Below are 11,894 nucleotides of genomic sequence, written 5' to 3' on the forward strand. Positions count from 1 at the left end.
ATTATATCGAGGAAAAATGCGAAGATTCCATCTGACCACTAAAAAACAAATTATAAACAGATGAAAAAAGGACATCTCATCGGAATAGGAATCATAGCCATCGCCATTGTGATCATCATGACCTCAATCGGTGATGCGAGTAGCTATGAATCCTTCAATACGGCAATGGAAATGAAAAAAGACGGCAATGAAAATGCCATCCATGTCGTGGGTCAATTGAAGAAAGACACAGGCGGAGAGGTCGTAGGCCTCAATGTACGAGAAGATAAAACCTCCTTTACCTTTGTCTTAGTGGATAATGAAGGCACTGAGCAGGAAGTGTTTTACAATGAACCCGTTCCCGCAGATTTTACCCGGTCCGAATCCGTAGTCGTGATCGGCCAATATAAAACAGATGAGATTTTCATCGCAGATAAAATCCTGATGAAGTGTCCCTCTAAGTATCAGGAAACGGACGTGCAGGCGGCGGGAATGTGAAGTAGAAGCTATAACAAACAACCATGATCAATACCTTTATCGGTAATCTAGGCCATGTGATGAGCATTGTGGCCTTTGTCAGTGCTTTGGTGTCGGCTTATGCCTATTACCAATACTACAAAGCAAATGAACTAGAAAAAGCAAGTTGGAGACGCTTTAGCAGAGTCAGTTTCTATATTCACGCTGTTTCCAGTGTGATGATTGCATTTTCATTATTTGAGATTATTTACAATCACCGATTCGAATATTTTTACGCCTATTCTCACTCCAGTAAGGCACTGCCTGTCCACTATATGATTTCCAGTTTCTGGGAAGGTCAAGAAGGAGCATTTATTCTTTGGATATTTTGGAATGTCATTCTAGGAGTAACTCTTATTCACACCAACAAAGCCTGGGAAGCCCCAGTTATGATCGTTTTTGCTCTCGTTCAGGCCTTTTTGGTATCCATGATTATGGGTGTGGTGATTGGTGATTTGAAAATCGGAAGTTCTCCATTTATTCTGCTCCGGGATGCCACACAGGCACCGATATTTCAGATGAACCCAGATTTCATTCCTGAGGATGGGACAGGCTTGAATCCACTCCTTCAAAATATCTGGATGGTCATTCACCCACCAACGCTCTTTTTGGGTTATGCCTCGACATTGGTTCCATTTGCATTTTTGATCGGAGGATTAGCGACAAAGCGCTATTCCGAGTGGGTCAGACCTGCTTTGCCTTGGGCTATATTCTCAGCTATGGTTCTCGGAATGGGTATTTTGATGGGAGCCTATTGGGCCTATGTTACTTTGAATTTTGGAGGGTATTGGAACTGGGATCCTGTCGAAAATGCCGTCTATGTTCCTTGGTTGATTTTGGTGGCTTCTGTGCATACCATGATTACCTATAAGAAGAGTAGCACCGCACTTAAGACTTCCATCGTGTTGGTGATTTTATCCTTCATTTTGGTGCTTTATGCTACTTTCTTGGTCCGATCAGGAGTTTTGGGAGATGCTTCGGTACACTCCTTTACAGATTTGGGGCTTTCGGGGCAGCTCTTGATTTATATGCTTTTTTTCCTTGCCGTTTCGCTGTTTTTTGCCATCCGCTCCTGGAAACACATTCCGAGTTCGGAGCGAGAAGCGTCTGTTTATTCCCGCGAATTTTGGATTTTCATTGGTGCGACTACTTTGGGGCTTATGGGATTTCAGGTGATTTTGCCTACTTCGATTCCCGCTTGGAATGCACTGGTGGAAAGCTTCGGAGGAATCTCCAATATGGCACCGCCAGCAGATCAAGTGGAGTTCTATACCAAATTCCAGCTTTGGTTCGGTGTGGCTCTATCACTATTGACAGCCGTGGGACAGTTTTTTTGGTGGGAAAAAATGGATAAAAAGGCATTGAAGGATGCCCTTTTGACTCCGTATATCATTTCAGTATTGCTCTCGGCAGCCATTATCGTTTTAGCAAAAGTCTATGACTGGCGATACATGATTATTGTGCTGGCAGGTACGTTTACCATCGTAGCCAATGCGGTGATTTTATCCAAACTCTTAAAAAAATCAACTTTCAAGCTAGCCGGTGGGTCTTTGGCGCATATCGGATTGGGAATGGTCCTCATCGGAATCATGTTCAGCTCCGGCTATTCAGATACGATCTCGATCAATATGTCCGGATTGACCTATAGCAATAGCTGGGAGGATGAATTAAATAAGGAACACGTCCTGCTTTGGATCAATAAGCCGACGCAAATGAAAGATTACACCGTGATTTATCGCGGCAGACAAAAGAAAGTGGTGGGTATAAATGAGCTAGTTCCAGCGAAAATTTTAGAATCCACAGACCAGGTCAACGAAGCGATTGCTTTGGAAGACTACAAGGATTATTTCAAAAAAGGCGATAAAGTCAATTTGGTATTGGAAGAAAATGACTACTTCCAGATTGATTATTTTCAAAATGAAGTATTGAAATTTTCGCTGAATCCCATGTCCCAATTTAATGAAGGAATGGGTGGCTTGATTTCCTCTCCGGATTCAAAAATATACCTGAATCGCGACTTGTACACCTATGTTGCGGCCATGAACGATTATGAAGATCCCGAATGGAAAGATGATGAATTCTATGAGGTCTCACCGGGAGAGCAATTCCATGTGGCAGATTTTGTGACGTATTTTGATGGTGCTGAAGTATTGACAGAGATCGATGATTATGTCCTTCAGGAAGGAGATGTGGCAGTCAAAGCCAAACTTCGGATCTTGGATTATGATGTGGAAAAAACCCTCGAACCGACATTCATTATCCGAAATAATCAAGTGGGTAAACTTCCTGTGGTCGATAATGAATTAGGCATCAAAGTGACCTTGGACAATATCATTCCCGAGGAAGACCAGTTTGTTTTCAAAGTCAATCAATACCAAAAAGATTACGTGGTCATGAAGGCTATCGTCAAACCCTACATCAATGTACTTTGGATCGGTTCGATTCTGATGTTGGTTGGATTTACGGTAGCGATCTACCGAAGATTTGATGAATTTAAGAAAATGCGGGACAAAGGGCTGGAATAATTCAGCCGTCCATTTAATCTAAGGAAAAGGAAAGTTTAACGCTTTCCTTTTTTCATTTTGATAAAACTATTCATCAAAAAATCCAATTTCTAATCAAAAGAAAGTCTTATATTTTCAATTCGTTTTACCTAACCAATAAGATATGAAAATCTCAAAAGAGGACTTTTTAGAAATGAAGGGCAAGTATGACAAAGAAGTCAAGAAAGGAAAGCCCGGCAAAAACAAAAATGGAAAAATCGATGATCAAACCAATTGGATCTTTTTTACTCGAGAAACCATGGAGCGGGTGCTCGCTCAAGCCGGGAGTGATCCCGAGAAAGGTGGCATTCAATTTTTCATCACAGAATACTCCGAAAAAACTGCAAAAAAATATCATCCCAATAATCCCGATGAATACGAGGGAAGATTGACCATTGTGATGAAGCCGATCAAAGACGCGGGACTGATTGGAGATGATGAGGAAGGTGATTTTGAAAATTCAGGAAAACAATGCCCTCCTGACTGCTTTTAAAAAATAATTGAGAATGGATTTTTTAATAGAATTTATTTTATCCTCAGAATGGTATTTGATAGCGGTAAAAGTGCTCACCGTCCTATCATTTTTTCTTTATTGGACCTTGCCTAAGGAAGAACGGAGGCTCAAATTTTTCAAATACCCTCTTGGGATAATGATATTGGTATTTTTTTATGAGCATTTGGGCAGCTTGACCAATACTAATCGAGAGTGGAATGGATTTATTTATGACTATTTCTATCCAAACTATCCTCGAAAACTCTATAATGTTTGGGTTTATACTATTTTCAGCAATCAACTTGGGAGTATTTTATTCCTGCTTTTGATTAGAAACTTAATTCAAAATCCCCTGCTAAAAAGAATTATAGCCGGATTGATAATATCCATCACTGGAGTCGCTCTCATTTTAGAGCTGTCTGGAGTTTTACCCATTATCAATAGTCAGCCCATGATCTTTTTTTTGTTTTACGGGGGTATCATTATTTCATGCGGATTATTTTTTATGGATTTATTGACCAATCCCAAGCTAATGGATATGGATTTACTTCGGGAGTTTTCATTCTGGCAAGTCACCTTTATTTTGTTTTATTATTCGATGGTATTTTTGATTCAAATCGCCTTTAACTACCTCTGGGCAACCCAACCTGAGTTATTGAGTGCCTTGTATACTATTCTTCGTTTTATGTTTACGCTGATCATGATCACTTTTACACTGACCATGGGACATTCGCTAATTTTCAAAAAACCATCATACACCATCTCCTATGACTGAGCAGGAAAGCCAAATACTACTGATCATTTTTGGAGGGATTTTTCTTGGCGCAATCATGAGTTCATTTGTCGTGGCCATGGTCGTGCTGCACCGGCAGCGCCAAGTCCAAAACAAACAAAAAATCAATCAGCTTCAGACTGAATTTGAAAAAACCCTACTTAACGTAGAAAATGAAATCCAACAGGAAACCCTCACCCATATCGGCCGAGAGCTGCATGATAATATCGGTCAATTGCTTTCTCTTTCGAAGCTCTATTTAGGCTCATCAAAACCCGAAAAACAAGCTGAGGGAAGAAATCTCATTACCAAAATCATCACCGAGGTCAGGGGTCTTTCCAAAACTCTAAATCTGGATTGGGTGGAATCCATGTCTCTTCAGGATTTTATTTCCCAGCAACTTCAAAAAATACAGGAAACCGGTTTTTGCGAGACCTCACTTCATACTAACGGAAAGGAGCCCTCCTTTCCCAAAGACAAAAAACTAGTCCTGATACGTGTAATTCAAGAGTGCCTGAATAATGCCATAAAACATGCCTCTCCCAGCAAAATCGAGGTAAATATCCCACAAAATCCAGGGGAATACCAGATCCATATTTCGGATAATGGAAAGGGCTTTGATACCTCCGTCAAATCAGAAGGCAGCGGGATGTACAATCTTAAAAAACGGATGGAAACTATCGGCGGGAAATTTCTGGTGACTTCTACCCCAGGAAAAGGCACCGAAATCAAACTCTTTTTGCCAAATTAAAAATATAAGGCTAATTTCAGGCTCACCCTTATACTTATGATCCGGATCGCGATAGCCGACGACCACACCCTCTTTGCAAAAGGAATAGAAGGTCTTTTGGAAGAACACCCTGAGTTTGAAATTCGTGGCGTCTTTGCCAATGGGCAGGAGTTGGTAGATTTTACCCAAGACCATGAAGTAGATGTAGTTTTGACTGATCTCAATATGCCAGTTTTGGATGGTTTTGGCGTCTTGGATCATATCAGAAAAGAACATCCCGAAACAAAAGTAATCGTACTATCCATGTACGATGAGGAAAAAATCTTTAAAGAATCCATAGACAAAGGGGCTGACGGATTTATCCTCAAAGATGCCGATCCAGACGAGTTGGTTTTTACGATTCATGAGGTATATGAAGGCCGCCACGTGATCAACTTTGATCGGATTATCGAGCAGGCCAGACCCAACGCTTTTTATGATTCTTTTCGCGACAAATACAAACTTTCCAGAAGGGAAGTTCAGATCATTACGCTGGTCAAAGATGGCTTTACCAATAAAGAAATCGCAAAAAAACTGGGACTAAGCCAAAATACTATAGAAACTCACCGGAAAAATATCCACCATAAACTCGGTGTAAATTCCCGGGTAGAGTTAGTCAACAAAGCCTACGAAATGAACCTGTGATGAAACTCTTTTCCCCAATACGTACAGCAATTGTTGGTTTTGGCGCTGTAGCAGAAAAAATGCACGCACCACTGATTGAGGTTTGCCCGGAATTGGAACTTACCGCTGTGGTCGAACGAAACTCCAATAACTGCGAAAAAAAATATCCGAAGGTCCAAACCTACCGAAGTTTAGAATCCCTAATAGAGCAGGATGGTGCAGATCTTATTGTGATCACCACGCCCAATGAGTTTCATTTCCCAATGGCAAAAATGGCCTTGGAGGCAGGAAAACACGTAGTGGTGGACAAGCCAATTACCATTTTTTCGAAAGAGGCTGAGGAGCTATTTGATTTGGCTGAGAAAAAGAATTTACTCTGTTCGGTATTTCAAAACCGACGGTTTGATGGGGATTTTAAGACCCTACAACAAATCATTCAACAAGATCTTCTCGGAAGAATCGTTTACCTAGAGTCACATTTTGATCGGTTTAGACCGCAAATCAGCGAAAACTGGCGGGAAAAAAATGTCCCGGGAAACGGGATTACCTACGATCTCGGAACTCACCTGATCGATCAGATGGTCCTGGCATTTGGAAGTCCAATATCTGTATCTGCGGATATTCGCATGCAGCGTAGCCAAGCTTTAGCTGACGATTATTTCGACATCATGCTGGATTATGGACATCTCAAGGTGAGAGCTACCGCTGGAGTGATGGTCAATGCCCCCACACCGAAGTTTTTGCTATTGGGAGAAAAAGGCTCATATCAGAAATTTGGGCTTGATGTGCAGGAAGCTGCTTTCAAAGCTGGCGAAAAACCCGAAGGAGAGCATTGGGGAGTCGAACCTTCGCAAAAATGGGGGATCCTTTATCTCGAAAATGAAACCATCGCTTATCCGACTTTAAATGGAGATTATAGGGTATATTATCAGAATATAGCAGATCAAATTCTCCGAGGCGAAAAACCATTGGTAAAGCTCTCCGAAGCCATCAGCATACTCAAGATCATTGAGGCAGCTTTTCAAAGTGCCCACGAAGGAAGAAAAATTTTAAGAGAAGAGGGTGCCTGGTAAGATTTTGGTTCTGTTTTTGGGAAAAAAATTCCAAAACTTAACCAACAATGAAAAAGCTAGCAGTTCTTTTATTCGCTTTTACGTTCACTTCACTTTTGGCTGAGGCTCAAATCAGTGCGGGAGTCAATATGTTCAGCTCAAATACCTTTGTTACGATCGGCTCTAATCCGGATAAACCCTTGTTTGGGGAAGGGCGAATCAGCACCGGAGGAGACATTGATTTAGAACTGATGGGTGGGTATAATTTGGTTCAAAAAGAAGATGTCAATTTTTACCTAGGAATGGCTCTGGGAATCTGGGATAATCGCCGGGATAATGATTTTTATGTCGGCATTCCTTTCGGACTCCTTGTTAAACCTTTCGGAGGAAGTAAGAACTTGGGATTGGTTTTGGAAGCTACTCCGGTCTTTCCCAGTGACTATAGCAGTTACTTCAGAGCAGGTTTTGGGTTTAAATACACCTTCCGTTAATCTAAAAGGGAAGCTTCTCCAAATCCACATTTCCTCCGGAAAGAATAATCCCCACCTTTTTCCCTGCAAACCTGTCCTTATTTGCCAATAGTGCCGCTAAAGGTACCGCACAGGAAGGTTCGATGACTATTTTCATCCGCTCATAAATCAAGCGCATAGCTTCGATAATCTGGGGATCGGTGGCCAAAAGAATATCATCAACATAGCGCTGGATGAGTTCAAAATTTAACTTGCCCAATGAAGTCAACAAGCCATCAGCTATGGTTTTTGGATTGGTCTGTGGGATGATTTTCCCAGCATGAAAAGAGCGGTAAGCATCGTCTGCCCCAGCCGGTTCACCTGCGATAATCTCGATATCCTCATCCCAATAATGACTTAACAAAGCAGTTCCTCCTAACAAGCCCCCCCCTCCAACAGGTGCCATCAATATATCCAAGTCAGGTTGATCCTCCAGAAACTCCAGCGCACAAGTAGCTTGCCCTTCGATAACGTCCAAGTGGTCATAGGGGGGAATAAAAGTGGCTCCGGTTTTTTTCACCACCTGATCTAGAGTGGTCTCCCTAGCTTCAAGCGTGGGTTCACACTCGATGATTTCCCCTCCATAGCCTTTGACGGCTTTCTTTTTGATCGCCGGGGCGTTGGAGGGCATCACGATATAAGCTGGAATTCCTGCTACTTTTGCCGCACGGGCCAAAGCAGCGGCATGATTTCCGCTGCTGTGGGTCGCTACTCCTTTTTCTTTTTGTTCATCAGTTAGTTTCATCACTGCGTTTGCGGCCCCTCGGGCCTTAAATGCCCCTACTTTTTGGAAATTCTCACACTTAAAAAGAATCTTGCAGCCTGCAATTTGATTAATCGCATCACTCTTCAAAATCGGTGTGCGATGAGTAAATGGCTTAATTCTTACTGCGGCAAAGCGAATATCATTCAGCGATGGAAATGTAACTTGATTCATAGAGGAAAAATAGGCAGGAATAGGAAAAAGTCCTCTAAAAACCCATTTATTTTTTCAAGTCTTTCTACTCCAAATAAAAACTGTTTTATTCGAATATGAATTGGAAATCATTCGATTTTTATCCTGTGATGGGAGAAAAACTCACGGCTAAAAACACCCTTAAATTGGATTTTAGCCCACAAAATGAAGCCTTGGAAAAAGTCGATCTAAGCCATACGGCGAGCTTTACAGAATTTGTCTTTTCCCAGCTTCAGTCAGCACAAAAAAAATTTGGTTTTGGTGGATACTTGGAGCAAAGAGCAATTTATCGGCGATCTGAGGTTTTTGCGACCGCGATTGCGGATTTTAGAAATATCCATTTAGGAATCGACATTTGGTGTGACGCGGGTACGCCGGTCTTTTGTCCTTGGGACGGAGTGATTCACAGTTTTCAGGACAATGCGGGTTTTGGAAACTATGGGCCTACTATTATTGTCCAACATGATTTAGGAGAAAGGACACTTTTTAGCCTCTATGGACACCTTTTTCGGAAAGATCTTGATTCAATTAAAGAGGGCCAACATATAAGAAAAGGCGAAATTCTTTGCCATGTGGGTCCATATCCAGAAAATGGCGATTGGCCTCCACATTTGCACTTTCAGCTGATGTGGGATATGATGGGTAATTGGGGGGATTTCCCGGGAGTGGCTTCGCAAAAAGATCTGGAAACCTACGCTGAACTCTGTCCTGATCCTAACCTAATTCTAGGATTTGACAGTTAGCGAATCTGATTTTTCAGGGTAATCAATCGTAGTCCTTCTAAGGTTAAATTCTTATCGACTTGATCAAAATCAGATTCCAGCGTAGTCAAAATAGCGGATAAACCACCTGTGGCCACCACCTTAAAATCAGATTTCAATTCATCCCTGATGGTTTGCAGCATGCCTTTTACCAAGCTGGTATATCCGTACAAAACTCCTGCTTGGATGGCATGAATGGTGTTTTTCCCGATAGCCGATTCGGGTAGTTTGAGTTCTACCTCAGGCAGTTTGGCGGTGTTAATAAACAAGGATTTGATCGCGGTTTTCAAGCCAGGCACGATATTCACCCCGAGAATAATTCCCTCCTCATCCACCACCGTAAAGGTAAGAGCAGTCCCAAAATCAACAATAATCACCGGGCTTTGGTAGCGATCCCAAGCCGCCATGACATTACACATCAGATCCGCTCCGATTTCTTGGGGACGAAGACTTTTGATAGGAAGATTTTGATAGCTCTTTTCCGTAATTTGAAATGGTTCCCTGCCAAAATAACTTTTACAAAAGTCAATCAAAATTGAATTGATCTCTGGAACTACAGAGCTCATTCCGATACTGACGATGTCTGCGGGAGTTAGCGAATGCTCCAAAAAATAAACCGGGACTTTCTTACTGAGCTGAGAGATTAGCTTGTTTGTTTTGGTTTCCAGACGAAACTGATTGGTCCATTTACCGGACTTTTCATCAAAAAGGGCAAAAACAACATTGGAATTTCCGGCATCGATGGCTAAAAACATGCTTTCTCTGAGTTTTGACTAATTTAGGCTTTCTAAAAAAGAATTTCCAAATAAACTTAATTTATCAAATGAAGTACACGATCAGAGAAGGAAAAATTGAGGATCTTCCACGCGTATTGGAACTCATCAAAGAACTCGCCCTCTACGAAAAAGCTCCCGAGCAGGTAACCAATACCTTAGAAATGATGGAAAAAGACGGTTTTGGAGCAAATCCGGTTTTTGGACTTTTTGTTTGTGAGAAGAATGAAAATCAGGAAATCATCGGAATTGCTATCTATTACTATCGTTACAGCACCTGGAAAGGAAAACGCATGTACTTAGAGGACATTGTTATGACCGAATCCGAAAGGGGTAATGGAGCGGGAAAATTGCTTTTTGACCGGGTGATGGCAAAATCACTGGAAGAAAACTGCACGGGGATGATGTGGCAAGTCTTGGACTGGAATGAACCCGCGATCAACTTTTACAAAAAATATGACGCCACTCTAGAGGCCGGCTGGCTCAATGCCCATTTGCAGGATTACGAAATCAAAAAGCTATTACAGTGATTGCAAATGTCCGAATTGAAAATTGAAAATAAGAAATAATTGATTATTTTTCTTTATGTCAAAGGCATGGACTATAGCGTTTTCAGACGGTAAAAAAGAAGAGATCAGCTTTCAGTCAAAGCCCTATTATTTCTTTCAGGAGTCGATTTCCAGCTTTGAGGAGCCGGCCGCTGTGTATCAATTTGCTATTAATTTTCATCAGACCAAATCAATTTTTGATTATTTGGGATTTACTCAGCAGGATATTTCTGAGATGATGGAGGTCGATCCCAGTACTTTATTTCGCTGGCGCAAAGAAGACAGAAAGCTAAGCAAAGCCACTACCAAAAGTTTATTTGATATGGATCAGATTATAGCGTTGGGGGTTCGGATTTTTGGTTCGGAGGAGTTGTTTTCAGAATGGCTCCGTTCCAAAAATTCCTCCTTGGGAGACCGGCGACCCGTAGACCTCCTCAAAAATCCTTACGGGATTGAGCAGGTGGAGAGCGTGCTGGAAGGGCTTTCCTGGGGCGCAGTCCAGTAAGATTGGATGAGGTATTTTAGACTGATCGAAAAACTCCCCGGCAGAAGCCCTTTGGGATTTGGTATCGGTGCGGGACGGTGGAATCACTAGGGCACACCGATAATTTATGCTTGCTGTGTGAGTTCGCTCAATTTTTTAGAGCTACTCAGTATCAAAGGTAGCGTAGTGACTAAAAGTGCTTGGAAATTGGTCGAATTGGAAATTGAGGGAAAAATCCCTGTTTTGGAAGTCGATCACCTTCCTGAAAATTGGAAAAGCCGACCCTACCCATCAGAAACACAGGAGTTTGGAACAATTTGGTCAAAACGACTGATCTCCCCGGTTTTAAAAATCCCTTCATGCCGGATTCAACTGAGTAGTTATCCCGAGGATCACAATCTTTTGATCAATCCACTTCATTCGGAATTCTCACAGCGAATAAAAACTTTGAACATTTTTGACGTGAGTTTTGAAGTCAATCAATAAAATAAGGCCAGTGAAAATCGCTGGCCTTATTTTATGAAAATATCCATGAAATTAAAACCCGACAAACGCTGGTGGCTCCACTCCATTGGCTCGGAGATAAGCAATCGCCGCTCCCCGATGATGGGTTGTATGGTCCATCAAAAGCGCCATTACTTGTCTTCTGCTCACTTGATTTCCAAAAACCTCGATAACTTCTCCTGCTTTATCTGCTGGAAGTGCTTTCATCGTTGCGGCTGCATAATCAAAGCATTTGCCTACATATTCCGCCAATTCTGCCTTAGTCGCAGTGGCTAGTTCGATGCTAAACTCGGGATTTTCTCCCATCAAATAGCCTTGGGAAATCCCCGCGACCGCCGAACCGATGTGATGGATTTGCTCTTTGAAGCTCATGGCTTCCGGATCAGTTTTATAATCCATGCCTGAATCCGGCATTTTGTCCAACACGTCAAGGGTGAACTGCTTGCTATTCTCCCATTTGGACATAAACTCTTCCATAGTAGTCTGTGCCGAAACCGAAGTAAAGGCAACCAACATCAAGCCCGAAAGCAGGGTTTTAAGTAGGGTATTGGATACTGTTTTCATATCAATATTTTTTGGTTTGTTGTTTAAATTTCGACCTTTCAATCGTCA

Annotated in this window: 15 protein-coding genes; 12 read left to right on the plus strand and 3 right to left on the minus strand. The window is 41.9% G+C overall.

Annotated features, from left to right (window positions below; translation table 11 throughout):
* Positions 1-60 precede the first annotated feature (60 nt).
* The 8 genes from BM043_RS07120 (at position 61) to BM043_RS07155 (ending at position 7,239) form a co-directional block, all read left to right on the plus strand.
* Positions 61-477, plus strand: coding sequence for a cytochrome c maturation protein CcmE domain-containing protein (locus BM043_RS07120; RefSeq protein WP_092790219.1), 417 nt, complete (start codon positions 61-63; stop codon positions 475-477).
* Between the two features lie 23 nt (positions 478-500).
* Positions 501-3,020 (plus strand): cytochrome c biogenesis protein CcsA, encoded by a 2,520-nt coding sequence (gene ccsA, locus BM043_RS07125; RefSeq protein WP_092790221.1) that lies wholly within the window; start codon positions 501-503, stop codon positions 3,018-3,020.
* A 142-nt stretch (positions 3,021-3,162) separates the two neighbouring features.
* A complete protein-coding gene (locus BM043_RS07130; protein WP_092790223.1) occupies positions 3,163-3,531 on the plus strand; it encodes a molecular chaperone DnaK in 369 nt (122 codons plus the stop codon).
* 13 nt (positions 3,532-3,544) lie between these two features.
* Positions 3,545-4,306 (plus strand): hypothetical protein, encoded by a 762-nt coding sequence (locus BM043_RS07135; protein WP_092790225.1) that lies wholly within the window; start codon positions 3,545-3,547, stop codon positions 4,304-4,306.
* Positions 4,299-5,054 (plus strand): sensor histidine kinase, encoded by a 756-nt coding sequence (locus tag BM043_RS07140; protein ID WP_092790227.1) that lies wholly within the window; start codon positions 4,299-4,301, stop codon positions 5,052-5,054. Before BM043_RS07135 ends, BM043_RS07140 begins: the two co-directional genes overlap by 8 nt.
* A 36-nt stretch (positions 5,055-5,090) precedes the next feature.
* Positions 5,091-5,717 carry a response regulator gene (locus tag BM043_RS07145; protein ID WP_092790229.1) on the plus strand — a complete coding sequence of 209 codons (627 nt, stop codon included), beginning with the start codon at positions 5,091-5,093 and terminating at the stop codon, positions 5,715-5,717.
* Positions 5,717-6,769 (plus strand): Gfo/Idh/MocA family oxidoreductase, encoded by a 1,053-nt coding sequence (locus tag BM043_RS07150; protein ID WP_092790231.1) that lies wholly within the window; start codon positions 5,717-5,719, stop codon positions 6,767-6,769. The genes BM043_RS07145 and BM043_RS07150 overlap by 1 nt, the downstream gene beginning before the upstream one ends.
* A 47-nt stretch (positions 6,770-6,816) precedes the next feature.
* Complete coding sequence (locus tag BM043_RS07155) at positions 6,817-7,239, plus strand: outer membrane insertion C- signal (protein WP_092790233.1); 423 nt, start codon at positions 6,817-6,819, stop codon at positions 7,237-7,239.
* A 1-nt stretch (position 7,240) separates the two neighbouring features.
* Here the strand turns inward: BM043_RS07155 and BM043_RS07160 are convergent, their stop codons facing one another.
* Complete coding sequence (locus tag BM043_RS07160; RefSeq protein WP_092790235.1) at positions 7,241-8,194, minus strand: pyridoxal-phosphate dependent enzyme; 954 nt, start codon at positions 8,192-8,194, stop codon at positions 7,241-7,243.
* Positions 8,195-8,289: 95 nt separating this feature from the next.
* On the opposite strand from BM043_RS07160, the gene BM043_RS07165 reads away from it, so the two are divergent.
* A complete protein-coding gene (locus tag BM043_RS07165; RefSeq protein ID WP_092790237.1) occupies positions 8,290-8,955 on the plus strand; it encodes a peptidoglycan DD-metalloendopeptidase family protein in 666 nt (221 codons plus the stop codon).
* Here BM043_RS07165 and BM043_RS07170 read toward each other — a convergent pair.
* Positions 8,952-9,728 (minus strand): type III pantothenate kinase, encoded by a 777-nt coding sequence (locus tag BM043_RS07170; RefSeq protein WP_092790239.1) that lies wholly within the window; start codon positions 9,726-9,728, stop codon positions 8,952-8,954. The genes BM043_RS07165 and BM043_RS07170 overlap by 4 nt on opposite strands.
* 68 nt (positions 9,729-9,796) lie before the next feature.
* Between BM043_RS07170 and BM043_RS07175 the strand changes: the two genes are divergently transcribed.
* The 3 genes from BM043_RS07175 to BM043_RS07185 all read left to right on the plus strand — a co-directional run bounded on the left by BM043_RS07175 (position 9,797) and on the right by BM043_RS07185 (position 11,264).
* The gene (locus BM043_RS07175) at positions 9,797-10,276 is read left to right on the plus strand and encodes a GNAT family N-acetyltransferase (protein WP_092790240.1); all 480 of its coding nucleotides are present in this window, start codon (positions 9,797-9,799) and stop codon (positions 10,274-10,276) included.
* A gap of 55 nt (positions 10,277-10,331) precedes the next feature.
* Positions 10,332-10,799, plus strand: a complete 468-nt coding sequence (locus BM043_RS07180; protein ID WP_092790242.1) for an antitoxin Xre/MbcA/ParS toxin-binding domain-containing protein — start codon at positions 10,332-10,334, stop codon at positions 10,797-10,799.
* Positions 10,800-10,901: 102 nt separating this feature from the next.
* On the plus strand, positions 10,902-11,264 hold the full coding sequence (locus BM043_RS07185) for an RES family NAD+ phosphorylase (protein WP_394332994.1): 363 nt from the start codon (positions 10,902-10,904) through the stop codon (positions 11,262-11,264).
* A gap of 51 nt (positions 11,265-11,315) precedes the next feature.
* Here BM043_RS07185 and BM043_RS07190 read toward each other — a convergent pair whose 3' ends face one another.
* Positions 11,316-11,846, minus strand: coding sequence for a DinB family protein (locus tag BM043_RS07190; RefSeq protein ID WP_092790495.1), 531 nt, complete (start codon positions 11,844-11,846; stop codon positions 11,316-11,318).
* Between the last annotated feature and the right edge of the window lie 48 nt (positions 11,847-11,894).

The sequence above is a fragment of the Algoriphagus hitonicola genome (genome assembly GCF_900113375.1).
GTDB classification, from domain to species: Bacteria; Bacteroidota; Bacteroidia; order Cytophagales; family Cyclobacteriaceae; genus Algoriphagus; species Algoriphagus hitonicola.